The organism is Weissella sp. ESL1139 (genome assembly GCF_058506735.1).
Window position 1 is genome coordinate 600,434 of sequence record NZ_CP196375.1, and the last position, 26,118, is coordinate 626,551.

Here is a 26,118-nt window from a genome sequence, read left to right on the forward strand (position 1 = left end):
AATGGCAGATGTAAAGTACAAACGAGTATTGTTAAAGTTATCAGGTGAAGCATTATCCGGTGAACGTGGTTATGGTATTGATCCAGAAACTGTTAACAATATTGCAGCGGAAATCAAAGAAGTTTATGAACTAGGTGTTGAAATTGCAATCGTTGTTGGCGGTGGTAATTTATGGCGTGGTGAGGCTGGTGCGAAGTTAGGAATGGAACGTGCACAAGCTGATTATGTTGGTATGTTAGGTACCACCATGAATGCATTAGCATTGCAAGATGCACTTGAATCACACGATGTTCCAACACGCGTACAAACTGCTATTGAAATGCGTCAAGTTGCTGAACCATATGTACGTCGTAAGGCAGTACGTCACTTAGAAAAGGGTCGTGTTGTAATCTTCGGTGCAGGTACAGGTTCACCATACTTCTCAACAGATACAACTGCTGCTTTGCGTGCAGCAGAAATCAATGCTGAAGCTATTTTGATGGCTAAAAATGGTGTTGATGGTGTATACAGCGATGATCCTCGCAAGAATCCAGATGCAACAATGTTTGAAAAGTTAACGCATAAAGACATTATTGATAAAGGCTTGAAGGTTATGGATTCAACCGCTTCAACGCTATCAATGGATAATGATATCAATTTGGTAATCTTTAATATGAACACAAAGGGTAACATCAAGCGTGTTGCTTTGGGTGAGAATATTGGAACAACCGTGGAGGTAGATTAAGTTTATGGCCAATGAAATAGTTGAATCAGCAAAGACACGTATGAGCAAAGCTAGCGAAGCATTGCAACGTGAATTAGGTAATATTCGTGCCGGTGTTGCTAACCCATCAATTCTTCGTAATGTTACGGTAGAATACTATGGCGCAGACACACCATTAAATCAATTAGCATCAGTTACGGTGCCAGAAGCACGTGTATTGTTAATCACGCCATTTGATAAGTCAGCTCTAAAGAATATTGAGCAAGCTATTTTTGCTTCAGATTTGGGACTAACACCAGCGAATGACGGTTCAGTTATTCGTTTGGTAATTCCAGCTTTGACTGAGGAATCACGTAAGTCTCTTGCAAAAGAGGTTAAGGGTGAATCTGAAAAAGCTAAAGTTGCTGTTCGTAACGTTCGTCGTGATGCAATGGATGACGCTAAGAAAGCATTGAAAGACAATGATTTGTCTGAAGACGAAGCTCATCAAGTGGAAGATGACATTCAAAAGGCAACTGATGATGCTATCAAGAACGTTGATGCAATTGCTGCTGAAAAAGAAAAAGAATTGTTAACAATTTAAGTTGACTAATCCTATAAAAGGAGCTAGGTAATGTATTGCTTAGCTCCTTTTATTATGGTCAAAACTCAAAATGTCCGTATTAGACTTACTATGATTGAACGATTAAAATAAAGGTAAGTACTAAGATAAGGGAGCGTATTAACATCGCAGAAATAGACTTGAAGCAATTTATCAATGCTGGGGAAGTAAACTTTACAGATCAAGTTCAAAAGCAAGTTCATGAACATGTTGTGCAAACGACAGGAAAATTGTTGCAATTGAATCAAGCAGCAACAACGGCTGAGCAAGTAAAAGCGTTTGAAAATATTATTGGGTATACTTTACCAGAAGGGGTTAGACTAAATCCGCCATTTCAAGTAGATTATGGTGCACACACTTTTATCGGTAAAAATGTCTTTATTAATCGTGATTGTAGTTTTATGGATTTGGGAGGTATTTATCTAGAAGATGATGTCTTACTCGGTCCACGGGTAATGTTATTGTCAATGAATCATGGTGAAACACCTGAAAAACGGCAAAATTTGATTTTAAAATCAGTACGGATTAAAAAAGGTGCATGGATAGGTGCTGGCGCCACTGTTTTACCTGGTGTGACGGTTGGTGAAAATGCCATTGTTGGTGCTGGCGCTGTTGTGACAAAGGATGTTCCTGCCAACATGGTTGTTGCAGGTGTACCAGCAAAAGTTATTCGGCCAATTAATCTAGCATGATGATTAAAAATAAAATAAACAATTTAAATGAGTCCTTTTTCATTTCTTAATAAATTTAGCGACTAATTCTTAAATTATTTGTGTATAATATTATTTAGGTATTAATTATCATAGGGGCTATGTAACATTGTTTAGCTAAATATGATAATGTTATATTAGGGAGGAAAAGCTCATGGATGACGAGCAACAACTATCACGATCAAATCGTGGTGATAAGAAAAAAGGTAAAAAGAAATCGCATAAAGTGCGTAATACGATTTTGATCTTAGTGTTATTAATCATTTTGGCAGTTGTTGGTTTGTTTGGTTACGCTTATATGCAAACCAAAGGAGCCATTGATAAGTCATATGTGGCACCAACAATGAAAAAGTCTCGTGATGTTTCGGGCGTTATCAAGTCAGGCAAGCCAGTTTCAATTTTGTTATTGGGAACTGACACGGGTGAATTGAACCGTCATTATAAGGGACGAACTGATTCAATTATGCTAGTGACGATTAACCCTAAGAAGGATAAGACCACAATTATGTCAATTCCACGTGATACTTTGGTATCAATTGTTGGGCATGAGGATACGTTCCCACAAAAGATTAATGCAGCTTATTCATATGGTTCAGCAGAATCAACGATTAAGACGGTTCAAAAGTGGTTGAATGTGCCAATTGATTTCTATGCATTGGTTAATATGGGTGGTATGGAGAAGGTTGTTAACAAAGTAGGTGGTATTCAAGTTAAATCACCTTTGACTTTTGATTTCAATCCAGATACAGCTCATGCTACTGGCGGTAATTTGTATAGCTTTACCAAAGGTTCAAGCACCTATTCACATAATGGTAAAACACATTCAACTATGACAGGTAAGGCTGCCTTGGCTTTTTCTCGTATGCGTTATGATGATCCACAAGGTGATTATGGACGTCAAACCCGCCAACGTTTGGTATTGCAAGGAATTATTGATGCTGCAAAAGATAATCCAACTAAGCTAGTGGATTCAGGATTCTTAAATTCAATTTCTTCTTCAATGCAAACTGATTTGTCATACGGTGATATTCTTACCATGGTTCGTAAGTATGCGTCATCTGCAAGTAATGTTAAGAATGATCATATTCAAGGTGATAGCTATAGTTTGTCATCAGGATCAACTGAAGTTGTATCAAGCGATGAACAACAACGAGCAACGGATGTTTTGCGTAAGTCATTGGACTTGAAGAAAGCACAAGCTGGCCCATTGTATGGTGGTAATGTATCATCAGCAACAATTAATTCAGTTGGTGTACCAACAAATTAATTTATAAAATTAAAGCGTATTATAATTAGGCCGAAACCGTCTTTGTAGATGGTTTCGGCCTTTTATTAAAAGACGAACAAAGATGTGTCTATACCATTAGATGTTAGGATTTCTAACGTGATTTGTGTCAGATTAGCAAGAAGTGCTTATACTGATGTTAAGTTATTTGAGAAAGAGCAGGTACAAATCATGAATGGTGCAGATATAGCGTGGATTTTAATTAGTGCAGGATTGGTCTGGTTAATGGTGCCAGGGTTGGCATTATTTTACGGTGGATTGTCACAAACAAAAACAACGGTTAATACTTTAGCGATGGTTATGATTGCGATAGCAGTTGGTGGTGTTGTCTGGTTCACAGTAGGCTATTCATTAGCATTTAGTGGTTCTGGACCGATTTATGGTAATTTAGATGCGGCTTTTTTGCATGATGTATCAATGACTAAGAGTACACGAGGATTAACAATTCCAGATGGCTTGTTTGCATTGTTCCAGGGAATGTTCCCTATGATTACCATGGCAATTATTGCTGGATCAGTTGTTGGTCGTATGAACTTTAAAGCATTTATTTTGTTCTTAGTTGGTTGGATGCTATTAGTATACGTACCACTAGCTCACATGGTTTGGGGTGGTGGTATCATTGCTGACCACGGTGCATTGGACTTTGCTGGTGGGGATGTTGTTCACATTTCATCTGGTGTTTCAGGTCTGGTCTTAGCATTGCTAATTGGTAAACGTCGTAAGACAAACTTGCTCAATGAAACAAACTTAGTTGCCACAGTTGTTGGTGGTGGTTTGTTGTGGTTCGGTTGGTATGGCTTTAACGCTGGTTCAGCACTTGCTGCTGACGGTGTTGCAATTGTGGCCTTTAGTAATACAAGTATTGCAGCCGCATTTGCCATGTTGACTTGGGTCATTATCGATATGTTGCTATTCAAACGCGTTCGTGTTTCAGGTGCTATGTCAGGTGGTGTTGCTGGATTAGTTGTTATTACCCCAGGAGCTGGTTTTGTTCAACCAGCTGGTGCCATGGCAATGGGAATTTTGGTTGCTATCGGTGCTTACTTTGCCACAACTGTTATGAAGAATCGCCTCGGTTATGATGATACGTTAGATGCATTTGGTCTACACGGTGTTGGTGGTGTTATTGGTGGTCTTCTAACTGGATTGTTTGCTTCAAAGTCATTAGCTGGTGAATCAGTCAGCTGGAATTTGATGGGAACTCAGATTAGTGCCATAATCGTCACAATTATCTTAGCAGCCGTTATGACATACATTATTGCCAAGGTCATTAATCTCGTGACACCATTACGTGTTGATGAAGTGGTTGAAGATAAAGGCTTGGATTATGACTTACATGGTGAAGTTAACATATAATTTATTGACAATTTAAGGTAAGTGCGTTAGTATAATGCAACGGACAAATATTACAGTAATGTAAAGATAATCTTTACATTATGAATAAATTTTATAAAGGGGGCCATTTAATGTTCGGGATGAATGTATTGAATAAAAAAGTTGATCGCGCTGTTCGTGCATATAAGAACATGGACAAAGTGCGCCACCACAATGTTAGTGAGCATTCTAAGACTCACTAATTAAGCGATGATTACCAAATTGACTAAGGGTGTTTAACATCATTAGTTATTGGCTTTTAATAGTTTAGAGCTAGTACATGTAAAAGTGTGCTAGCTTTTTTGTTTTCTCATTATTTTTTAATGCCCAAATTTAATCTATACCAATTTATACCAAAATAACTTTTAATTGTTTAAAAGTTATTGACCCATAATCATTGGCGCGTGATAATGGTCTTTGTAATATTAAAAATCAAAAATTAAAAAATTGAAAGTAGTGCTATACCATTAAGCGTATAGTTTAATTTAAGTTGCTAAGGAGAAAGCCATGTTTTGCGGAATTGTTGGATTTACAGGTAGTAATAATTATCAATCAGCACCTATTTTGTTGAAGGGATTACAAAAATTAGAATATCGTGGTTATGACTCAGCTGGGTTGTACGTTTCTGATGAAGCTACCGGTACAGATCAACTAGTTAAAGAAAACGGTCGTGTTTCAGAACTAGCAAAATTAGTTTCATCAAAGGATGTTAAAGGAACCGCTGGAATTGCGCATACCCGTTGGGCTACTCATGGGGTACCATCAGTGGCTAATGCACACCCCCACAAGTCAAGTGATGGCCGTTTTTACTTGGTTCACAATGGGGTCATTGAAAATTATGCTGAATTAAAGCAAACTTATCTATCAGATGTACATTTTGAATCAGACACGGATACTGAAGTGGCTGTGCAAATGATTGATAAGTTTGTTAAAGAAGGTGCTTCAACCGTTGAGGCACTTAAAAAGTTAATTTCATTAATGGATAGTAATTCAGCCTATGGCTTTTTGCTAATGGATCGTGAAGAACCTGAGCGTATGTACGTTGCTAAGCAAAAGTCACCATTATTGATTGGTGTTGGGACTGACTTTAATGTGGTCACATCTGATGCCGTTGCTATGTTAGACCAAACGCATGACTTTATTGAATTACATGATGGTGAAATTGCAATCGTTGATCCTGATAACATTCAATTGTTTGATGCCAATGGTGACAAGATTACCCGTGATGTGTTCCATCTTGATATTGATGCGACTGAAACTGACAAAGGTACGTACCCATTCTATATGTTAAAAGAAATTGATGAGCAACCAATTGTCTTGCGTAATTTAATTTCACGTTACTTGCCACAAAATGATGCCCCCCAAATTGGTGAAGGAATTATCAAGGATATGAAGGCGGCTGATCGTTTGTACATTGTGGCTGCTGGAACATCATACCATGCTGGTTTAGTTGGTGCTCGTATGTTTGAACGTTGGGCTGGTATTCCAACTGAAGTGCATATTTCATCAGAATTTGCATATGATCAACCATTGTTGTCAGAAAAGCCATTCTTTATTTTCTTGTCACAATCAGGTGAAACAGCTGATTCTCGTGAGGTTTTGCAGAATATTAATGAATTAGGTTATAAGTCATTAACGTTAACAAATGTTGAAAAGTCAACACTATGGCGTGAAGCGACATATGCTTTGCCATTGATTGCCGGACCCGAAATTGCAGTTGCTTCAACTAAGGCTTATATTGCCCAAATTGCTTTGGAAGCCATTTTGGCTTATGCTTTGGCTGATCGTGAGCAATTAGACGTTGATTTGGAACAAGAACTTTCAAAGATTGCCGTAACCATTCAAGGTTTAATTGACGATAAAGAGAAGTTCCAACGTGTAGCTGATGACATGTTGGTACCTGCACACCATGCCTTTTATATTGGTCGTGGGGTTGACTCAGCCGTTGTGATTGAGGATGCTTTGAAGTTAAAGGAAGTATCATACTTGCAAACTGAAGGTTTTGCAGCCGGTGAATTAAAGCATGGTACGTTAGCTTTGATTGAAGAAAACACACCTGTTATTGCTGTGATGACGCAACCAAAGTTAGCTGGCTTGGTACGTGGTAACTTAGCTGAAACGCAAGCTCGTGGTGCTAAGACGTTTACGATTGTTACTAAGGCAGGAGCTAAGCCAGGTGATGACGTTATTTTGCCAGATATTAATGAGTTGTTGACACCACTAGTTAGTGTTGTACCAGCCCAATTGTTGGCATACTATACATCATTGGGTCGTGCCTTGGATGTGGATCACCCACGTAACTTAGCAAAGTCAGTGACTGTGCAATAAAAATTGATAGGTTAAATAAGAACGTTGATTTGATTTCAAGTCAACGTTTTTTTTAATCAGCATATACGTGTAGAATAGATAACAAGAAACCATAGATAACTGGAGGCATAATAAAATGTTTCAACAACTAGTGACACATAATGGAAAATTTCATGCAGATGACGTCTTTGCAACTGTTGTTTTGCAACAATTATACCCAGATTTAACGCTTGTCCGAACACGTGATGAAACCATTACAAGTGATCAGAAAAATTTTGTATATGATGTTGGGGGTGGTGCCTTTGACCATCATGGCATCGAAGATAGTCGCCAACATGAAAATGGGGTACCAATGGCTGCTTTTGGTTTGGTTTGGCAAAAATTTGGTGCTGAATATTTGAAAGTGGTTGAACCAAGTATTGCTGATAATTTGATAACCCAGACGCAAGAGCAAGTTGAGAAGAGCTTTATTATTGGCATTGATGCCTTAGACAATGGCGTGACGACTTATCAAAGCCCAGCTTTTACGATTCCGGATGCAATTAATGATTTTTATGATGAAGAGAATGAGACAACTAGTTTTTATCAAGCTGTTGCTTTTGCCAAAGGTGTCTTAGAGAATCGCGTGCATAAGACTGTTGCTAAATTAATTGCTGAAAAACAAGTGATTGAAAATGCTGTCTTTATTTCTGATGAAATCTTGTTATTACCTGTTTCAGGTCCATGGAAAGACTATGCTGAACAATTTGATAAATTACGATTTATTGTCATGCCTAGAAAAGATGGTAATTGGATGATTCAGGGTGTACCGGTGAGTCATGGTAGTTTTGCTGTCAAGCAATCAATTCCACAAATTGATAAGCCATGGATTACATTTATTCATCGAACTGGTTTTATGGGGGTTGTGGATACACAAGAACACGCTATTGCATTAGCCCAGGGCCTAATTAACGGTGAATTTGCTTAATGAATACTTATTAAATTACAAAGTAGCGTTTAGTTGCGGGTTAGGTCTGGTATACTAATACTAGTAAAAATCGAGGAGGCTAATATGAAAATTGATACAATGCCAACAGAATTTAAAGATGCATTACCAATTTTGGAAACCATCGAAGCTGCTGGTTACGAAGCCTATTTTGTTGGTGGATCTGTACGTGATACGTTATTGAATAAGCCAATTCATGATGTTGATATTGCAACGTCAGCTTATCCTGAAGAAATTAAACATATTTTCAAGCATACAGTTGATACCGGTATTGAACATGGCACCGTGATGATTTTGGATCATGGTACCGGTTATGAAACGACAACTTTTAGAACTGAATCAACATATACCGATTTTCGCCGACCTGATGAGGTGACTTTTGTGCGGTCGTTAGCAGAAGATTTAAAACGTCGTGACTTTACCGTGAATGCTTTAGCTTTGAATAAGTCTGGTGAAATCATTGATTTATTTGGTGGTATTGACGACATGGATAACAAAGTCTTGCGTGCCGTGGGTAAGCCTGAAGAACGTTTTCATGAAGATGCACTTCGTATGATGCGAGCAGTACGCTTTGCAGCACAATTGAATTTTACAATTGCCGATGAGACGATGACTGCCATTGCGGATAACGCTAGTTTATTAGCCAATATTGCAGTTGAACGAGTTAATGTGGAGTTCACGAAGTTGTTGCAAGGACCAGCTGCAAGTTATGGCTTAGTTGAACTCATCAAGAGTAAGTTAAATAATTACATGCCAATGTTAACCAACACAGAACGAGATTTAGCAGCGCTTGCACAATTATTACAACACGCACAACCAGCTGATGCTAATCAAGCATGGACGTTGTTAGCTTTTGAATTAGGATTAAATCCTGATATGACAACGAAGTTTTTGAAAGCTTGGAAACAACCGAATGAAATGATTCAAGTTGCACACGCTGGGATTGCTTTGATGAATCAGTTACGAGCTAAAGATGTTACTGATTGGGAACTTTATCAGACTAAAACAGCCATTGATAATACTTTGGCAACTATTAAATTGAGTGAATTACATGCTGATATAGATGTGCTAGCTGAACGCTATCAAAAATTACCAATTAAAGATAAAAAAGAATTGGCAATTAATGGTGGTGAATTGGTAAAGCAATTGCATTTAGCACCCGGACCCTTATTTGGTAAAATTTTGGCAGCGCTAGAACAACAAGTTGTGACGGGTGAATTGACGAATGACAAGGAAACGTTGCTGAATGCAGCTAATGCCTATGTAGAGGCAGAGAAAGAGAAGAAATAGATTACAATGAAACAATTAAGGGCAGTTGATCTGCATAGTGTTTATGGTGAAAAAACGCTACTTGATCAGGTATCGTTTCTAATTGAGACTGGTGATCGAGTAGGAATTGTGGGAGTTAATGGAACCGGTAAAACAACCTTGCTTAATGCGGTTTCACAAATTGTACCTGCAGATGGTGGAAAAATTGAAACCCCTAACGATTATACGATTGGATATTTGCAACAAGATCCACCATTAGATGAAAATAAAAAAGTTATGGATGCGATATTTAGTGGTGCTCAGCCAGTATTTCAGTTGATTCGTGACTATCAAGCTGCTTTAGCCGCATATTCAGAACATCCAACTGATGAAAAAGCATTATCACGTTATACGAAATTAGAACAACAAATGACACAACAAGATGCTTGGTTAGCCGAGTCCGAAGTTAAGAATATCTTGTCACAACTTCATTTGCCTAATTTAGACTTACCAGTTTCAGCATTATCTGGTGGGCAACGTAAACGTGTTGGGTTAGCACAAGTCTTAATTCAAGCACCTGATTTATTGTTGTTGGATGAGCCAACTAATCACTTGGACTTTGATTCAATTGCGTGGCTAGAAAAATACTTAGCTAGCTATAAGGGTGCTGTGATGACCGTAACTCATGATCGGTACTTCTTAGATAATGTAACCAATCGAATTTTTGAGTTATCATTTGGTAAATTATATGAATACCACGGTAATTATGAAAAGTATGTGACGGCCAAAGCGGAACGTGTAGCTGCTGAAGAAGTTGCTGAGCATAAATCAGCCCAATTATACAAAAAAGAATTAGCTTGGATGCATGCAGGTGCTAAAGCACGTTCAACTAAGCAAAAAGCACGTGAAAATGCCTTTGCTGATTTGGCAGCACAACAAGGAACGCGTCAGGTTGAAGGTGAAGTAACGGTTAACTTGCGGCAAAAACGTTTGGGTAAAAAAGTCATCAATATTAAAGATGCTTCGTTAGCTTTTGATGATTTAACCATTTTGGATAATTTCAATGCCTTAGTTCAAGGAAATGAACGAATCGGAATTACCGGTCCAAATGGCTCGGGAAAGTCAACCTTATTAAATGTTATTGCTGGTCAACAAGCGTTGGACAGTGGTGTCGTTGAAATTGGTGAAACCGTTAAGATGGCTTACTATACGCAAATAACGGAACCAATCCCTGAAGATAAACGAGTGCTTGCCTATTTGACTGATGTTGCTGAAGAGGTCGTTGATAATGACGGTAATCATATTTCAGCAGCTGAGTTGTTGGAGCAATTCTTATTCCCACCATTTATGCACGGCACATTGATTCGTCAATTATCAGGTGGTGAAAAGCGTCGTTTATATTTGTTGAAATTATTAATTCAACAACCGAATGTTCTACTTTTGGATGAGCCAACTAATGACTTAGATATTGGTACATTAACGGTGCTTGAAGATTACTTACAATCATTTGTCGGAACTGTTATTACTGTATCCCACGACCGGTATTTTTTGGATAAGGTGGCCGATAAACTTTGGATATTTAAGGGTCAAGGAACCGTTGATAATTACAATGGTCGCTTTAGTGATTATCTAGACAATTATGGTGCACCAACATTAAATAAAAATGATACTAACGAAGCGGTGGCACCGGCAAAGGCAGAAACACCAACTCCGAAAACTGCTAAACCTAAAAAGAAAAAGTTAACTTGGTCAGAACAAAAAGAATGGGAGACCATTGAAGATGACATGGCTGATTTAGAAGCTAAGTTTAATGAAATTGAAGAGGAAATGACGGTTCAAGGTGATGATTTTACTAAATTGGCCGATTTACAAAAGTCATTAGATGAAACTAATGAAGCACTTGAAAATAAAATGCTGCGTTGGGAAGAGTTAGCTGAACGAGTGGAAGGTGGTGCCTAAATGGCTGAGAAAAATTTAATTTGGGCCCAAACTCAAGATGGCACGATTGCTTTAAATGGACAAATTCCTTGGCATCAAAAAGCGGATTTACACTTTTTTAAGCAAGCAACGATTCATGAAATGGCCTTGATGGGTCGTAATACAATGAATAGTTTCAATGGCCGTCCATTACCTCATCGGTTTAATGTCGTGTTAACGCATGATCAATCTTTGGTGGTACCTGATGGTTTTCAAAAAGTGTACTCAGTTGCCGAAGCTGAGCAATTAGCTGATGAAGCTGGCGTTAAATTACAAGTCATTGGTGGTAAGACCATTTATGATAGTTTTCTACCAATTGCAGATACCTTGTATGTCACGTACTTAGATACGGATTTTACGGGGGATGTTAAAATGGCGCCAGTGGATACGACTATTTGGCAGGGTGAAATTCTGGATGCTGGTGGAGCTGATGAAAATAATGACTATGCTTGGCAGTTAGTTAAGTACAATCGTCGTTAATTTAAGATTGTGAATTAATTAACCTGTGACAAACACAACAGATGAGCGTAAAATAACCTTGTAAAAACATTTTGGCAAACGTGCTAAGAGGTGTATGAATATGAAGTATATTGTAACGTTTTTTTGGACATTTATTTTAGGTGAAGTTCTTGGTTACATTGGTAGTGCGCTAGAAAGTGCCACATATAACGCCACAGCAACTTCTTTGTTTGCAGCTGTTATTGGTATTATTGGAACGGTAGCCTTTGCTGCTATTTCTAAATCAGCTGCACCACATGCAGATAAGTAAAATATGTTCTAAAGTCAAAAATGAGATCACTGGTAAGCAGTGGTCTTTTTTATTTGGAGTAGCTATAATTAAATTAAGAGAACTATATGCATCAGTTGCATCGAAAAGGAGGCTATGATGGTACCACTACAAACCATGACAGCTTTTAGTTTGTTGCGGAGCCCAATGACCCCTCAACAATTAATAAAAACGGCACAAAAAAAGGGCTATCGTGCTGTTGCATTAACTGATCAAAACGTTTTATATGGCATGTATGATTTTTATCAAGCCGCCAAAAAAGCCAATATTAAACCGATATTAGGATTAACCGTTAATATTGTTGGGTTGCAAAGTACGCAAGAATATCCGCTTGTATTACTCGTTGCTAATCAGACGGGATATCACAACTTATTGGCAATCAGTAGTATGATTAATACGCAAAGCGAGCGGGTTACTTTAAGTGATTTACAAGCTAATTTAGCGGGGTTATATGTGATTTTACCTAGTGTTGGTGAGTTATCGGTTGTTTTAGGAACTGAACCTGATTGTGCCGTTGCATTAGTTGAAAAATTACTAACGGTGGTGGATACAGACAAGGTCTTTTTGGGTGTATCGACGATGATGACTAGTCAAATTCAACAGGATATCAGAAGCATTGCCCAACAAACCGGAACACGAATTATCGCTAATGATAGCGTTAATTATGCGAATAGTTCTGATCAATTTGCTGCGCAAGTTATTCAAAAAATTGGTCAAGGTGACATTATTTCAAATGTTGGTTTGGCAAAAAGGCAACCCGCTACGGCGTATTTGAAAGGATTAGATGATTGGACCTATGACTATGAAAGTGTTGGTTTAAGTGATGCCGTGGCCAATACTGATTGGATTGCTGATCATAGTGATTTTGAATTAGAACAATCAGCTGTAACGGTGCCTGAATTTGAAACGCCACAGCAACAATCGTCAGCCGATTATTTAGCCGATTTGGCCAATACAGGTTTAAACAATCGTCTGCATAATCTCGATATTGATCCGGCACCGTATGAAGCACGCTTAAAAGAAGAATTACGAATTATCAATGAATTAGGGTTTGCGGATTATTTCTTAATTGTTTGGGATGTCTTAAATTATGCGCACAAGCATGAAATCCGTACCGGACCTGGTCGTGGTTCAGCTGCAGGTTCTTTAGTTGCTTATACTTTATGGATTACGGATGTTGATCCGATTGCCTATGACTTGCTATTTGAGCGTTTTTTGAACCCAGAACGTCGCCAAATGCCTGATATCGATATTGATATTCCCGATAATCGACGTGAAGAAATTTTAACTTATTTGCATGAACGTTATGGGCATGAACGGGTTGCCCAAATTATTACATTTTCAACGATGGCGCAACGTGCAGTTATTCGTGATGTCGCGCGAGTCTTTGGTTTAAATCCTAGTCAAATTGACGGATTAGCAAAAGCCTTACCACGTGACAAGGAAAATTTAAAAGCAGCTTACGAGTCATCGTTACCGTTTAGAAATGCGTTGTTAGATTTACCAGTTGATGGTGAGCTACTTTATCAAACGGCGTTAAAGCTGGAAGGCTTACCACGTAATGCCTCTTTGCACGCAGCTGGGGTTGTGTTGTCTGCAGAGCCACTAGTTAAACATATGCCAGTTCAATTGGGAGATGATGGCCGGTTGGTTACGCAACTTCCCAAGGGACCTGTAGAAGCGCTTGGCTTGTTAAAAATGGATTTCTTGGCGCTATCTAATTTAAATATTTTAGATATTGCCATTAATGAAATTCAGAAAATACCCGAATACGCTAATTTTAAAATTTCGTCAGTTTCATTAGATGATCCACAAACGCTTAAATTATTCCAGAATGGTTTAACTAATGGAGTTTTCCAATTTGAATCCGGGGGGATGAAAAATATCCTACGGCAATTGCGGCCAGACAGTTTTGAAGATATTGTGGCCGCCAATGCATTGTTTAGACCAGGTCCCATGCAAAATATTTCGCACTTCGTGGCCCGTAAACATCATGAAGAAACACAAGACGTTCCTGATCAGAGTATGGCCGCTATTTTAGCACCAACTTACGGGATTATTGTGTACCAAGAGCAGGTTATGCGTGTTGCTGAAAAGTTTGCTGGTTTCACGTTGGGCGAAGCCGATTTGTTACGGCGCGCGATGTCTAAAAAAGACCATACTAAAATTGCAGCGATGAAATCGCAATTCATTGATGGCGCCGTAGCATTAAATCATGATGAAAAAGTGGCTCAAGAAGTCTTTAGTTATATTGAGACATTTGCTCAGTATGGATTTAATCGATCACACGCGGTGGCCTATTCTAAATTAGCTTTCCAATTGGCTTACATTAAAGCCCATTTTCCAGCTGCCTTTTATAAAGCGGTCTTAAATGATGCCATTGCTGATCGTAAAAAGATTGGTCGTTATATTTCTGAGGCAAAAATGCGCAAAGTCGTTATTTTACGTCCTAATATTAATCAGTCATGGCAAGGTTACAGTACGAATAAAAAGGGCGAGTTACAAATGGGGTTAGCCTCAATTCGTGGTTTACGTCGTGATTTCCGCGAAGCCATTTTGCAACAACGTCAAGAAAATGGCTATTTTAAAGATTTAAGTGATTTTATCGTACGGTTACCTAGTAAGTATCGTAAAGTGGCGCAAATTGAACCGTTAATTTATGCGGGTGCTTTGGATGATTTTGGTTATAACCGCAAAACATTATTAGCATCCATGCAAGGTTATATTGATGCCAGTGGGTTAGCAGGTGAATCAATTTCATTATTTGCAACGCTAACGCCTAAGATGCGTGAAGTTGAGGAATTCCCGTTGACGGAAAAGTTGGCCTATGAATATGATGTTTTAGGGGTGTACTTAAGTGGTCATCCAATTGAACCATATTTAGCAGCTGTTCCAGCTAATAAGCGGATTGATATTGCGAATTTAACAGTCGGTATGAATAATGTATCAATCGTTATTTACATTCAGAATGTTAAACAAATTCGTACCAAAAAAGGTGATCCAATGGCCTTTGTGGATGGTATTGATTTAACAGGAAATCTATCGATAACGATTTTCCCAAACTTATTCAAAAAGATTAATCGTTTATTAGTGAACGAAAAAGTTTTGTTAATTACAGGTAAGGTTGAACAGCAACGTGGCCGGGATAATCTACAAATGATTGCTAATAATATTGTTGATGGTGATAATTTATTAAATAGTCAGCAACAATTGCAAGACAAAAAAGTCGTTGCCACTGGTCAGTGGTATTTACGTATTATGACGGCAGCTGAAGATGCTGGTGTCTTAACGACATTACAAGATGTATTCAAAAAACATCATGGGGTGAATCCAGTATTGATGGTTTTTGAGCGTAATGACCGTAAAATGGTGTTAAATGAAAACTATTGGTTAGCTGATGATCAAGAGACTATTCAGGCTGTTCAAGCGGTTTTAGGCGAAAATAATGCCATTTTTAAACGCAATTCTTAATAAAAATTAAGGAATTATGAAATAAATGAACAAAATGCAATACAAACACCAATTAAATGCGTTAGAATAGATTAACTATTCAGATTGGTAGACAAAGATGCAGTGCTGCGGGTTGTAATCCCAATCGGCGTGAATCTAAAAATAGAGGATGATTATATGGTAGAAGCAAAAAAATTAACAGCGCAGGAAGTGCATGATTTAGTTAAAGGCTATATGAATGATGAGCATGTTAAAAAAGTTGATAAAGCTTATCAATTTGCTGCTCACTTGCATGAAGAACAACGACGTAAATCTGGTGAACCTTATATTATCCATCCAATCCAAGTTGCCGGTATTTTGGCACAATTGCATATGGATCCAGATACGGTTGTTGCCGGTTATTTGCATGATGTTGTTGAAGATACAACAGCGACGTTGCAAGATGTTGAAGACGCATTTGGACACGATGTTGCCGTCATCGTAGATGGTGTCTCAAAATTGTCGAAAATTAAATACAAGTCATCACGTGAGCAGTTAGCTGAGAATCACCGTAAGCTACTATTAGCAATGTCTCACGATATTCGTGTCATTATTGTTAAATTAGCGGATCGTTTGCATAATATGCGAACCTTATCAGCATTACGTGAAGAAAAGCAGAAACGCATTGCTTCAGAAACACTAGAAATTTATGCGCCATTAGCCGACCGTCTTGGAATTATGGCGATTAAATGGGAATTAGAAGATATGTCATTGCGTTATTTGAACTTTGAAGCATATCACGATATTGCCAAGTCAATGAATCTCCGCCGTCAAGAACGACTAGAAATTGTTGATCAAGCTGTTTCTGATATTGAACATGCGATTACTGATTTAAATTTGAAGCATACCGAAGTTTATGGTCGACCAAAGCATATTTATTCAATCTATCGTAAGATGGTCGATAAGAATAAGCGTTTTGAAGAAATCTATGATTTAATTGCGATTCGTGTATTAGTTGATACAATCCCAGAAACCTATGCTGTATTAGGTGCTATCCATGCTCGTTGGACACCGATGCCTGGTCGTTTTAAGGATTATATTGCATTACCAAAAGCAAATGGGTATCAGTCATTACACACGTCAGTGATTGGACCGGGGGGACGTCCACTAGAAGTCCAGATTCGTACATACCAAATGCATGAAATTGCTGAATTTGGTATTGCAGCGCACTGGGCTTATAAAGAGGGGAATTTTGCTGGTGCTGACGTTCAAAATGCGGATCAACAAAAATTGAATATGATTCAAGGTATTTTGGAACTTCAAGATGATGCTCAAGATGCTGATGATTTCATGGAATCAGTTAAAGGTGATTTGTTCACCGATCGTATCTTCGTATTTACGCCCAAAGGTGATGTTATTGAATTACCTAAGACAGCTGGTCCATTAGACTTGGCTTATACAATTCACACGAATGTTGGTAATCACACAATTGGGGCCAAAGTAAATGACCGCATGGTACCATTAGACTTTCCAATGAAAACGGGTGATATTGTTGAAATTATGACATCACAAAATGCACAACCTAATCGTGATTGGTTAAACATGGTTTCAACTCGTCGTGCCCGTAATAAAATTAAGCAATATTTCCGTAAGCAAGATCGAGCTGACAATGTTGAAGCAGGGCGACAGATGGTTGCTGATTTCTTGACCGAAGAGGGTTATGACGTTGATGAAATCATGACCGATGAGAATGAAGCCCATGCTGCAGAAAAGATGCATTATTCAGCTATTGATGATATGTATGCGTCACTCGGTTTCGGTGACATTAAGCCACAGGGAGTTGCCAACCGCTTTACTGAAGCTAAACGTGCTGAGATAGAAAGTGAACGTCAAGAGGCTGAGCAAAAAGCAATTCTTGAACAGCACCAGACTATCGAAAAGGATGATAAAAACAATAAGGCAACTTCTGGTCGTGAAGATCGTATTGTTATCCAAGGTGTTGATAATATGTTAGTTCGTCTAGGCCACTGCTGTACACCAGTGCCAGGGGATGAAGTTGTTGGTTATGTTACCAAGGGCCGTGGTGTTTCTGTCCATCGTCTAGGATGCCCTAATTTGAAAGCGGCGACGGTACATGGTAATCGACTGGTTGATGTGACTTGGGGAAGTCCAACTGGTAACAACAAAACGGAGTACGATGCTGATTTGCAGATTTCAGCAACTAATCGTAATAAATTATTAAATGACGTTATTCGCATGATTAATAATACAACTCGTTCTCTTAATTTTGTTAATGGTCGCACTGATCATAATAACGATGTGCGTATTTCAGTTAGCATTGGTGTCAAGAATTTGGCACAATTAGAAACCATTATGGTAAATATCCGAAATGTTAGAGATGTCTATGAAGTAAAGCGAGCATTTAAGTAATGAAAGTAGTCTTACAGAGAGTAAAATCAGCTAGCGTTGCGATTGAAGAAAAAGTTGTTGGTGAAATTGGTGTCGGCTATGTTTTGTTAGTTGGTATTAGCGATACTGACACTGAGGCCGAATTAGATTATTTGGTTCGAAAGATTACTAAGTTAAGAGTATTTGAAGATGCGGCTGGGAAAATGAATTTAGCAATTAATGATGTTGCGGGTGCCATTTTATCAATTTCGCAATTCACATTATATGCTGACACAAAAAAAGGTAATCGACCAAGTTTTACTAAGGCAGGACAACCTGAATTTGCTGATAAGATGTATCAATTATTTAATGAAAAATTGCGTGAAACAGGGCTAACAGTTGCCACTGGTGAGTTTGGCGCAAACATGCAAGTTCAATTAATCAATGATGGACCAGTTACAATTATCTTTGATACTGAAAATAAGTAATAAGCTTGATATTTGCCAGTAAAAAAGAAGTAAATCGTATAAAAATTAGTAATATTTGCTTTATTATTTAAGGTACATGTAATGTGCGCTGTGATATAATATTTGTATAGTAAATGAAAGAACAATTGTGAAGGGAGTAACAGTATGGCAGAAAAGTTAATTCAATTGCGTGTTGAGGATAACGTCAAAGACAAGGCAGATGAAATCTTTAAGTCACAGGGCTTGACCACGCAGACGGCAATCAAGATTTTCTTGACGCAGGTTGCGAATACTGGTGAATCACCATTTAGCAATTTGTTTTCACGTAATTTATCAAAATAAAGCAATAAATAAGATTCGGTTGGGCGTATGCTTCAAGTTCCTGGGTGGGTAACCAGTTAGGAAATTGGTGTGTGCGCCTTTTTTAGGAGGTTTTGGATGGCATTATTGGGACGACAGTTACTTATTTTAATTATCGTCACGATAATTTGCGGGCAAATAAGTAAAAAATTAGGATTGGCGCAGGTTGTTGGACAACTATTAGCTGGCATTATTATTGGACCAGCGCTATTGAATTGGGTAAATACCGGTTCGACGATTGAATCATTGTCAGAATTAGGCGTTTTGTTGTTGATGTTTACGGCTGGCTTATCGACTGACATGGGACAATTAAAACGCCATTTTACCGGGGCAACTTTGACAGCAACGATGGGCGTGATTGTGCCATTAATTTCATTCGCAGTGGTTGCTTTATTATTAGGATATGCTTTTCATATTGCAGTTTTTTGGGGAATCGTCTTTGCGGCAACATCGATTTCGATTACGATTAGTGTCTTAGGTGAGTCAAATCAACTTGGGTCACAAGTTGGTGTCGTCGTACTAGGTGCCGCCGTACTAGATGATATCATGGCGTTGTTACTCGTTGGTGTGTATGTTCTGATTTTCGGTGGTGAAGGCCTTGGCATTTCAACATTATTGCCAATTGTGGTATTTCTATTAGGTGCTGTATTAAATCGGTTCTTTAATATTGAAAAATTAGATTATATTGCTAGTTTTATTGGTGAGTGGACTTTGTACCCAATTTTCTTCGGATCGATTGGCCTACGTATTTCACTTACTGGTCTAAAAGACAGTTGGTTATTAATTATCATATTAACCATATTGGCAGTTTTGACTAAATATTACGGTGCGCAATGGGGTGCACGGATGGCCAAGTTAGACAAACCATCATCACGGGCTGTTGGTGCGGGGATGGTTTCACGAGGTGAAATGGCTTTAGTGGTGGCTCAAATCGGGTTACACGCTAACATTATTGCTGATAGTATTTTCGGTGATATGGTCATTGTCATTATTGTGTCAACGATTATTGCGCCATTGATACTGCGACCATTGTTAAAAAAGGTTGCATAAATACAAAAATAGAGACGGGCATGCCTCACAATTGTGATTGGTTGCCAGTCTCTATTTTTTATAATGGATCGATGTCGTAGCGTTTTGTGCGTAGTTCGCGTTTTTGTGCCTTGGTTGGCTTATATAAGAATTCAAAATACTCAGCTCGCCAATCGTCAAAAGAAGTTGCTAGATTAACAATTTCATCTGGTATTTCTGTGCGTGGGACACGGTCTAAATCAGGATGCTCAGCAAAATACTGGTCAAGCCAGTTGTCGATTTTCGCATGACCAGCGTTTTCAGCTTCAACGTTGAACCAATTTGTTGGTTCAGGATGAATTAATGCATCATCAACGTCGAATAATTCCATTGTACCGTGCACCTTGAAAGGGCGAATTAAGGTTATTGCTGGATTAAATTTCCAAACAAAATTACCTGGGGCCGTTTCTTCAACATCTTCTAGTTGTACGACTGCACCAGCCATATTAGATGGTAAGCCAGCTTGTTTTAACGCATAAGATGTGACCAACAAATCACCACGGTGATCAGTACCAAATGGGTAAACAACACCAATTTTAGCACCAACTAAAATATCGATTAGAACTTGTGGCTCCATACCAATTGCTTTCATAATAAGACTCACTTTCACTTTAATAATAACTATTCTAGCAGAAAAACGAACATTTTTAATACCTTATTGCATGGATTTTAGTTTACATATACCATATCTGAGCTATATCTGTTAAGATAGTTAGATGTAATGAACGAGATTACTGGCGCTATTAGGCTGGTTAAATGAACCTTTACCAGTGCTGTGGCATCGGACGACTAATAAATAAAGAGATGCAACTGACGTAAAAGGATGGAGAAAAAATGACACACAAACTTGGTGATGTGGTAACAGCAAAAGTGACTGACGAGAACGATCGTTATTACTATGCACAAATTGATGGTGAAACTTATGAAGTTGCTAAAGACGAATTGTTGAAGCCTTTAAAGGTTGGTGGTTTAGTAACTGGCTTTGCATATGAAAATGAGAAGCATCAATTACGAATTACAAAACAATTGCCCGACGTTCGTTTAGGACATTATGCTTGGGGAACGGTAACGGATATTCGACGTGACTTAGGAGTCTTTGTTGATATTGGTTTACCTGATAAGGATGTCGTCGTTTCATTAGATGAATTACCTACAATTAAAGAATTATGGCCACAACGAGGTGATAAATTGATGATTACCTTACGCGTGGATAAAAAGAATCGTTTGTGGGGTGAATTAGCTACCCCAGAAATTTTACAAGCAGTCCGCATTCCAGCTAAGCCTGATATGCATAACAAACAAGTACAAGCTACAGCTTATCGTTTAAAGATGGTGGGAACAATGGTGATTACTTCTGATTATTATTTCGGATTTATTCATCCAGATGAGCGACAACGCGAACCACGTTTAGGTGAGGTATTATCAGCTCGGGTGATTGGTGTACGTCCAGATGGTGTTTTGAATCTATCATTACGTCCACGTGCTTATGAGGCAATTCCTGAAGATGCGCAAATGTTATTGACGTTGTTAGAACGTTCAAGCACACATAGTTTGCCATTTACTGATAAGTCTGATCCAAAAGCAATTAAAAAGTACTTTGGTATGTCAAAATCTCAGTTTAAGCGGGCAGTGGGTCGTTTGTATAAAGAACGTCGCATTATGCAAAATGAAACGGAAATTTATTTGGTAGAAAGCGAAGATAAATAATATGAAACCACAGGTAGGACCATTTGAAGATGAACTAGTTGACTACCTTCATTATTTGACTGTTGAACGTGGCTTATCAGTTAATACAAAGCATTCATATCAACAAGACCTAGTACAATTTTTCCAATATTTAATTGAAAATAAATATACGCAGATTACTGATGTGGATCGTTTTACGATTATGACTTTTTTAGGCCAACTAGAACAACAAGGTAAATCACGAAATACAGTTATTCGAATGGTGTCGACCTTACGCAAGTTTTTTGAATTTTTGCAATTAAATAAAAACATTTCGACTAATCCTATGGAACAAGTTGATTCTCCCAAAAAGGCGCAGCATATTCCGGCTGTTTTAACGTTAGAAGAAGTCGAAGCATTACTAAATGTGCCAGATACGCAAACCCCGCTTGGATTACGTAATCGCACAATTTTAGAAGTGATGTATGCAACCGGTTTGCGTGTGAGCGAATTGGTGAATTTAAAGTTGGACAATTTACATTTAGATTTAGGATTAATTCAAACAATCGGAAAGGGTGATAAAGAACGCATTATTCCGATTGGTGATGTTGCTGCAAAGTGGTTAACAAAATACCTTAATGAGGCACGGCCATTGTTGGGAAAGCAACAAGATGCGCATGTTATTTTTCTTAATGATCATGGTCATCAATTGACACGACAAGGCATTTGGAAGTTAATTAAGCAATGGGTTAAGCAGGCAGGCATTACAAAGGATGTCTCACCGCATACATTGCGGCATTCGTTTGCAACGCACATTTTAGAAAATGGTGCTGATTTACGAATCGTGCAAGAATTATTGGGCCATGCTGATATTTCGACAACTCAAATTTATACGCATATTTCCAATAAGCGCTTAACTGAAGTTTATGAAAAAGCACATCCTCGTGCATAAAAAATTTAAATTGGAGGATTAAGATGTTAGTCATTGTACGAAAAGAACAATCTAAAATCGTGATGGGACTCCTATCTTATAGCCCAAATTTACCTGATATCGCAGCTGTTCAGCGCGAGTATGATTGGTATCAATCTGATGATAGCCGAGACATTTTGTTATGGCGTGATGAGCAAACGCAACATTTTACAGTGTTGCTTGGTGTCGCTAAAGTGTATAGTTCGTTGGTTGTGCGTCGTGTTGTTTTTAGTCCTGAAGTGGCTGAAAACCAACAACGAGAACTTGGCCAAAAAATTTATAAAGCCTTACAAGCACAATACCCAGATCGCGTTCTGATGGGCTCAATTGCGACACAAAAATATGTAATGGCATGGCAGAATAAAGATGAATGAAGAGATTACTTACCATATTGAAGATTTTGACGGACCGTTAGATTTGTTACTGCATTTAATTCGGGTCAATGAGATGGATATTATGGATATTCCAATTGTTGATATCACAGCACAATATCTTGATTTCTTACATCAAGCACAAGAACGTAATCTGGATGTCGCCGGTGAATTTTTAGTGATGGCAGCAACTTTGATGTCAATCAAAGCTAATTACCTATTACCTAAGAATGATGTTTTTGAATATGATGAAGAATTGGCAGAATTTGTAACTGATGTGCCTGATCCAAGAGAAGCTTTAATGACGCAATTAATCGAGTACCAGCGGTATCAAGAAGCTGCCAATGAGTTACGAAATCGAGAAGAAGAACGGCAATTGCAATTTTCACGCGCACCAATGCCAGTACCAGATGATGTTCAGGCAGCTCCTTTACCAGAAGGATTAGCAATTAGTGATTTGCAACAAGCTTTTAATCGTTTAGTTAAAAGGCGTTTTAATAAGCAAGTACAGCCTAGAACCGTCCAGGGTGATACCTGGTCAGTTAAAAAGCAAATGACTAAATTGATGAATCAATTTGACTCACAACAAGTAGTTGCTTTTGATGACTTGTTTCCCGAAACAGCTGATAAGGATGAAGTTGTAACAACATTTATGGCCATGTTAGAGTTGGTCAGTCATCAACATCTAAAAATTAAACAAAGCACATTATTCGATCGAATTGATATTATGTGCGGTGACGTACCATATAATGAAAATGATGGGAAGGAAGAATCAACGCATGCAAAATAGCTTACAACAAATTGAAGGATTATTATTTGTTGCAGGGGATGAAGGTGTGACCTTAGCTGAATTATCAGCAGCGACTGATTTTTTGAAGCCAGCTGTTTCAGGCTTGCTAGATGAGTTAGCGATTAAATATGCTGAAGATGAAAGTTGTGCTTTTGAAATTTTAGTAACTGATGACCGTTATCAATTGGTTACCAAAGCCGCATTGTCAGAAACTATTCATCGTTATCTAACGGCACCATTAACGACGGCATTGTCGCAAGCTTCTTTGGAAGTTTTAGCAATTATTGCTTATAAACAACCAGTGACACGTATAGAAGTTGATGAAATCCGTGGTGTCCAATCACAATCAACTATTCAAAAATTAATGTTACGTGATTTAGTTACTAGTAAAGGACGTTCCACCGAACCTGGGCGACCAATTCTATATGTTACAACAGCGTATTTCTTAAATTATTTTGGGTTGAGCAATATTGATGAACTGCCACCATTAGTAACAGCACAAGCGCTTGAAAATTTGAAGGAACAGCAAAACGTTGCAATGCCTTTGATACCATCAGAAAATGAACAATCTTTATTTGATGTAACAATTGATGATTTAACGAAACAATCAGAAAATGATGAGGAAAAATAATGGCAGAACGACTACAAAAAGTAATGGCCCAAGCAGGGGTTGCGTCACGACGCGCATCAGAAAAGTTGATTACTGATGGTCAAGTGACAGTTAACGGTAAATTAGTGACTGAATTAGGTACAAAGGTTGAAGCTAGTGATCATATCGAAGTGAATGGCACACCAATTGACGCCAAAGAGAAGTTAGTGTATTTCTTGTTGGATAAGCCACGTGGTGTTGTGACAACTAATTCTGATGATAAGGGGCGTCAAACCGTGATGGATATCGTTGATGAACCAGAACGTGTTTATCCAGTGGGTCGTTTAGATTATGACACAACCGGTGCATTATTGTTAACAAATGATGGTGAGTTAGCTAATAAACTAATGCATCCTAAGTACCGTATCGACAAAGTTTATGTGGCTAAAGTTAAGGGCATTCCAACGAATGAACAATTAGAGAAACTTCGTCATGGTGTGACGGTTAAAACTGTCCAAAATGGTCGTCATTACACATTTAAAGCGGCACCAGCTCGAGCTGAAATCCTATCAACTGATAAGAAGAAACATACAGCCATTGTTAAATTAATTATTCATGAAGGTAAGTATCACCAAGTTAAGGAAATGATGCATACAGTTGGTCATGAAGTGATTAAATTGACGCGTGAGCGCTATGGCATGTTAGATTTAACTGGTTTAACGCCCGGCGAATATCGACCATTAACTCATGAAGAAGTGCAAACATTGAAGTCAGGTCGTCAATTTCGTAAGTCTTCAGGACGCTTATAAAAGCGCTACCAAAAATAGCTTGACGTTATAAAAATAAAGATATACAATTATTTTATTAACTAAATATCTTCAGGGCAGGGTGTAATTCCCGACCGGCGGTGATTTTGTTGCAGCAAATAGTCCGCGACCCACATGCGTTTGTGGTTGATATGGTGTGAATCCATAACCGACAGTAAAGTCTGGTATGCAGAAGAATTAATGAATTGACTGATATAGTCGGTTTTATTTGTGTCGCCCTGACACGAGTGAAACCGATTTTTTTATTATCAGCATGGGGGATTTTAAGATTTATGAATAGGACACGTCGTTTAACAATTGTGGCACTGTTGTCAGCAATTTCATTTGTATTAATGATTTTTCCACAATTTCCAATTTTGCCAGGGGCTACTTTTTTGAAAATTGATTTTTCAATTGTACCAGTCTTACTTGGTGCTTTGTTATTAGGTTTAAAGCAAGGTTACTTGATTTTAATTTTGAGATCAGTGTTAAAACTACTACTTAATAACGAAGGTGCCGGAGACTTAATTGGTATACCGATGAATATTATCGGTATGGCCGTCTTAATTACTTTTATTGTTGTGATGGTAAATAAAAGTAATATTACAAAAGGTAATTTTGTCATTGGTGGTTTGCTTGGTACAGTTGGTTTAACTGTTGTGATGGTAATTATGAATTATATCTATGCGGTGCCGCTTTATGCCGTATTTGCTAATTTTGATATTAAAGCAACAATTGGCTTAGGACATTATCTACTTTGGATGGTCGTGCCATTCAACTTAATTGAAGGTGTTATCTTAAGTGCAGTTTCGGCGTTAGTCTTTTTCTCTGTCCAACATGCGCTTGGTCGGATGCATTCACAATTGAATTAAATTAAGAAGAGATTAGAACATGTTCGTTTGTTCTAATCTCTTTTAGTTTGTTATCGTTTAGTTTAGAATGTTATTTTGAATTGATAGATTAAGCAATAAGGAGACGTCATTAATATTCATGAGTAAAAAATTCTGGATATGGTTAATTATTTTTATTGTGGTCACCGGGGTGGATGTTGTTTTTATGCCACAATGGCATAGCTTGCTTTATTTTGTAGTGAATATATTAGAATTTGTTTCTTTAATTGGTTTATTGATTAATATTAAGAAGAAATAATTTTTAACAACGATAATTTAAGTTACTGACAAATTTCAAAGGGTTAGATAAAATAATTAAAGAGCAAACTAATGTAGATGATGAAAGGT

General features: G+C 38.0%; 24 protein-coding genes and 1 riboswitch. Of the genes, 23 read left to right on the forward strand and 1 reads right to left on the reverse strand.

The window, feature by feature from the left end; genetic code table 11:
* Nucleotide 1: 1 nt before the first annotated feature.
* From pyrH to ACSYSF_RS02855, 16 genes are all read left to right on the forward strand, one after another.
* Nucleotides 2-724: a UMP kinase gene (gene pyrH / locus ACSYSF_RS02780; protein WP_489868205.1), complete on the forward strand. Its 723-nt coding sequence runs from the start codon at nt 2-4 to the stop codon at nt 722-724.
* Nucleotides 725-728: 4 nt separating this feature from the next.
* Nucleotides 729-1,286: a ribosome recycling factor gene (gene frr, locus ACSYSF_RS02785; protein ID WP_489868206.1), complete on the forward strand. Its 558-nt coding sequence runs from the start codon at nt 729-731 to the stop codon at nt 1,284-1,286.
* Nucleotides 1,287-1,444: 158 nt separating this feature from the next.
* A complete protein-coding gene (locus tag ACSYSF_RS02790; protein ID WP_489868207.1) occupies nt 1,445-1,996 on the forward strand; it encodes a DapH/DapD/GlmU-related protein in 552 nt (183 codons plus the stop codon).
* Between the two features lie 172 nt (nt 1,997-2,168).
* A complete protein-coding gene (locus tag ACSYSF_RS02795; protein ID WP_489868208.1) occupies nt 2,169-3,281 on the forward strand; it encodes an LCP family protein in 1,113 nt (370 codons plus the stop codon).
* Between the two features lie 189 nt (nt 3,282-3,470).
* Nucleotides 3,471-4,655, forward strand: a complete 1,185-nt coding sequence (locus ACSYSF_RS02800) for an ammonium transporter (protein WP_489868209.1) — start codon at nt 3,471-3,473, stop codon at nt 4,653-4,655.
* A 525-nt stretch (nt 4,656-5,180) separates the two neighbouring features.
* Complete coding sequence (gene glmS / locus ACSYSF_RS02805) at nt 5,181-7,001, forward strand: glutamine--fructose-6-phosphate transaminase (isomerizing) (protein ID WP_489868210.1); 1,821 nt, start codon at nt 5,181-5,183, stop codon at nt 6,999-7,001.
* 115 nt (nt 7,002-7,116) lie between these two features.
* Nucleotides 7,117-7,947: an MYG1 family protein gene (locus ACSYSF_RS02810; protein WP_489868211.1), complete on the forward strand. Its 831-nt coding sequence runs from the start codon at nt 7,117-7,119 to the stop codon at nt 7,945-7,947.
* 84 nt (nt 7,948-8,031) lie between these two features.
* A complete protein-coding gene (locus ACSYSF_RS02815; RefSeq protein WP_489868212.1) occupies nt 8,032-9,255 on the forward strand; it encodes a CCA tRNA nucleotidyltransferase in 1,224 nt (407 codons plus the stop codon).
* A gap of 6 nt (nt 9,256-9,261) precedes the next feature.
* Complete coding sequence (locus ACSYSF_RS02820) at nt 9,262-11,172, forward strand: ABC-F family ATP-binding cassette domain-containing protein (RefSeq protein WP_489868213.1); 1,911 nt, start codon at nt 9,262-9,264, stop codon at nt 11,170-11,172.
* Nucleotides 11,173-11,670, forward strand: a complete 498-nt coding sequence (locus ACSYSF_RS02825; protein ID WP_489868214.1) for a dihydrofolate reductase — start codon at nt 11,173-11,175, stop codon at nt 11,668-11,670. It abuts the gene before it with no gap.
* A gap of 100 nt (nt 11,671-11,770) precedes the next feature.
* Nucleotides 11,771-11,959, forward strand: coding sequence for a YjzD family protein (locus ACSYSF_RS02830; protein ID WP_489868215.1), 189 nt, complete (start codon nt 11,771-11,773; stop codon nt 11,957-11,959).
* Nucleotides 11,960-12,076: 117 nt separating this feature from the next.
* Entirely contained in the window at nt 12,077-15,448 is a 3,372-nt protein-coding gene (locus ACSYSF_RS02835; RefSeq protein WP_489868216.1) for a DNA polymerase III subunit alpha, read from the forward strand.
* 156 nt (nt 15,449-15,604) lie between these two features.
* Nucleotides 15,605-17,836 carry a RelA/SpoT family protein gene (locus ACSYSF_RS02840; protein WP_489868217.1) on the forward strand — a complete coding sequence of 744 codons (2,232 nt, stop codon included), beginning with the start codon at nt 15,605-15,607 and terminating at the stop codon, nt 17,834-17,836.
* Nucleotides 17,836-18,282 carry a D-aminoacyl-tRNA deacylase gene (gene dtd, locus ACSYSF_RS02845; protein ID WP_489868218.1) on the forward strand — a complete coding sequence of 149 codons (447 nt, stop codon included), beginning with the start codon at nt 17,836-17,838 and terminating at the stop codon, nt 18,280-18,282. Before ACSYSF_RS02840 ends, dtd begins: the two co-directional genes overlap by 1 nt.
* A 144-nt stretch (nt 18,283-18,426) precedes the next feature.
* On the forward strand, nt 18,427-18,603 hold the full coding sequence (locus ACSYSF_RS02850; RefSeq protein ID WP_002827374.1) for a type II toxin-antitoxin system RelB/DinJ family antitoxin: 177 nt from the start codon (nt 18,427-18,429) through the stop codon (nt 18,601-18,603).
* 96 nt (nt 18,604-18,699) lie between these two features.
* Nucleotides 18,700-19,671 (forward strand): cation:proton antiporter, encoded by a 972-nt coding sequence (locus ACSYSF_RS02855; protein WP_489868219.1) that lies wholly within the window; start codon nt 18,700-18,702, stop codon nt 19,669-19,671.
* A gap of 58 nt (nt 19,672-19,729) precedes the next feature.
* On the opposite strand, the gene ACSYSF_RS02860 is transcribed toward ACSYSF_RS02855, so the two are convergent.
* Complete coding sequence (locus ACSYSF_RS02860; RefSeq protein ID WP_489868220.1) at nt 19,730-20,281, reverse strand: hypothetical protein; 552 nt, start codon at nt 20,279-20,281, stop codon at nt 19,730-19,732.
* Between the two features lie 242 nt (nt 20,282-20,523).
* Between ACSYSF_RS02860 and ACSYSF_RS02865 the strand changes: the two genes are divergently transcribed.
* The 7 genes from ACSYSF_RS02865 (at nt 20,524) to ACSYSF_RS02895 (ending at nt 25,752) form a co-directional block, all read left to right on the forward strand.
* The gene (locus ACSYSF_RS02865) at nt 20,524-21,396 is read left to right on the forward strand and encodes a CvfB family protein (RefSeq protein ID WP_489868221.1); all 873 of its coding nucleotides are present in this window, start codon (nt 20,524-20,526) and stop codon (nt 21,394-21,396) included.
* 1 nt (nt 21,397) lies between these two features.
* Nucleotides 21,398-22,306: a site-specific tyrosine recombinase XerD gene (gene xerD, locus ACSYSF_RS02870; protein WP_489868222.1), complete on the forward strand. Its 909-nt coding sequence runs from the start codon at nt 21,398-21,400 to the stop codon at nt 22,304-22,306.
* 23 nt (nt 22,307-22,329) lie between these two features.
* Nucleotides 22,330-22,698, forward strand: coding sequence for a reductase (locus ACSYSF_RS02875; protein WP_489868223.1), 369 nt, complete (start codon nt 22,330-22,332; stop codon nt 22,696-22,698).
* The gene (locus ACSYSF_RS02880) at nt 22,691-23,485 is read left to right on the forward strand and encodes a segregation and condensation protein A (protein WP_489868224.1); all 795 of its coding nucleotides are present in this window, start codon (nt 22,691-22,693) and stop codon (nt 23,483-23,485) included. The genes ACSYSF_RS02875 and ACSYSF_RS02880 overlap by 8 nt, the downstream gene beginning before the upstream one ends.
* Nucleotides 23,475-24,116, forward strand: a complete 642-nt coding sequence (gene scpB / locus ACSYSF_RS02885; protein ID WP_489868225.1) for an SMC-Scp complex subunit ScpB — start codon at nt 23,475-23,477, stop codon at nt 24,114-24,116. The genes ACSYSF_RS02880 and scpB overlap by 11 nt, the downstream gene beginning before the upstream one ends.
* Nucleotides 24,116-24,883: a pseudouridine synthase gene (locus tag ACSYSF_RS02890; RefSeq protein WP_489868226.1), complete on the forward strand. Its 768-nt coding sequence runs from the start codon at nt 24,116-24,118 to the stop codon at nt 24,881-24,883. The genes scpB and ACSYSF_RS02890 overlap by 1 nt, the downstream gene beginning before the upstream one ends.
* 61 nt (nt 24,884-24,944) lie before the next feature.
* A riboswitch (FMN riboswitch) is annotated at nt 24,945-25,082 on the forward strand.
* A 91-nt stretch (nt 25,083-25,173) separates the two neighbouring features.
* Entirely contained in the window at nt 25,174-25,752 is a 579-nt protein-coding gene (locus ACSYSF_RS02895; protein WP_489868227.1) for an ECF transporter S component, read from the forward strand.
* Nucleotides 25,753-26,118: the final 366 nt, after the last annotated feature.

What these genes read in the sequence shown, in the direction of transcription:
- pyrH (WP_489868205.1), top strand. Translation starts at nt 2, where the DNA reads ATGGCAGATGTAAAGTACAAACGAGTATTGTTAAAGTTATCAGGTGAA.
- ACSYSF_RS02835 (WP_489868216.1), top strand. Translation starts at nt 12,077, where the DNA reads ATGGTACCACTACAAACCATGACAGCTTTTAGTTTGTTGCGGAGCCCA.
- glmS (WP_489868210.1), top strand. Translation starts at nt 5,181, where the DNA reads ATGTTTTGCGGAATTGTTGGATTTACAGGTAGTAATAATTATCAATCA.
- ACSYSF_RS02875 (WP_489868223.1), top strand. Translation starts at nt 22,330, where the DNA reads ATGTTAGTCATTGTACGAAAAGAACAATCTAAAATCGTGATGGGACTC.
- scpB (WP_489868225.1), top strand. Translation starts at nt 23,475, where the DNA reads ATGCAAAATAGCTTACAACAAATTGAAGGATTATTATTTGTTGCAGGG.
- ACSYSF_RS02795 (WP_489868208.1), top strand. Translation starts at nt 2,169, where the DNA reads ATGGATGACGAGCAACAACTATCACGATCAAATCGTGGTGATAAGAAA.
- ACSYSF_RS02830 (WP_489868215.1), top strand. Translation starts at nt 11,771, where the DNA reads ATGAAGTATATTGTAACGTTTTTTTGGACATTTATTTTAGGTGAAGTT.
- ACSYSF_RS02890 (WP_489868226.1), top strand. Translation starts at nt 24,116, where the DNA reads ATGGCAGAACGACTACAAAAAGTAATGGCCCAAGCAGGGGTTGCGTCA.
- ACSYSF_RS02840 (WP_489868217.1), top strand. Translation starts at nt 15,605, where the DNA reads ATGGTAGAAGCAAAAAAATTAACAGCGCAGGAAGTGCATGATTTAGTT.
- ACSYSF_RS02815 (WP_489868212.1), top strand. Translation starts at nt 8,032, where the DNA reads ATGAAAATTGATACAATGCCAACAGAATTTAAAGATGCATTACCAATT.
- ACSYSF_RS02810 (WP_489868211.1), top strand. Translation starts at nt 7,117, where the DNA reads ATGTTTCAACAACTAGTGACACATAATGGAAAATTTCATGCAGATGAC.
- ACSYSF_RS02860 (WP_489868220.1), bottom strand. Translation starts at nt 20,281, where the DNA reads ATGAAAGCAATTGGTATGGAGCCACAAGTTCTAATCGATATTTTAGTT.
- ACSYSF_RS02825 (WP_489868214.1), top strand. Translation starts at nt 11,173, where the DNA reads ATGGCTGAGAAAAATTTAATTTGGGCCCAAACTCAAGATGGCACGATT.
- ACSYSF_RS02880 (WP_489868224.1), top strand. Translation starts at nt 22,691, where the DNA reads ATGAATGAAGAGATTACTTACCATATTGAAGATTTTGACGGACCGTTA.
- ACSYSF_RS02800 (WP_489868209.1), top strand. Translation starts at nt 3,471, where the DNA reads ATGAATGGTGCAGATATAGCGTGGATTTTAATTAGTGCAGGATTGGTC.
- xerD (WP_489868222.1), top strand. Translation starts at nt 21,398, where the DNA reads ATGAAACCACAGGTAGGACCATTTGAAGATGAACTAGTTGACTACCTT.
- frr (WP_489868206.1), top strand. Translation starts at nt 729, where the DNA reads ATGGCCAATGAAATAGTTGAATCAGCAAAGACACGTATGAGCAAAGCT.
- ACSYSF_RS02850 (WP_002827374.1), top strand. Translation starts at nt 18,427, where the DNA reads ATGGCAGAAAAGTTAATTCAATTGCGTGTTGAGGATAACGTCAAAGAC.
- ACSYSF_RS02895 (WP_489868227.1), top strand. Translation starts at nt 25,174, where the DNA reads ATGAATAGGACACGTCGTTTAACAATTGTGGCACTGTTGTCAGCAATT.
- ACSYSF_RS02855 (WP_489868219.1), top strand. Translation starts at nt 18,700, where the DNA reads ATGGCATTATTGGGACGACAGTTACTTATTTTAATTATCGTCACGATA.
- dtd (WP_489868218.1), top strand. Translation starts at nt 17,836, where the DNA reads ATGAAAGTAGTCTTACAGAGAGTAAAATCAGCTAGCGTTGCGATTGAA.
- ACSYSF_RS02865 (WP_489868221.1), top strand. Translation starts at nt 20,524, where the DNA reads ATGACACACAAACTTGGTGATGTGGTAACAGCAAAAGTGACTGACGAG.
- ACSYSF_RS02820 (WP_489868213.1), top strand. Translation starts at nt 9,262, where the DNA reads ATGAAACAATTAAGGGCAGTTGATCTGCATAGTGTTTATGGTGAAAAA.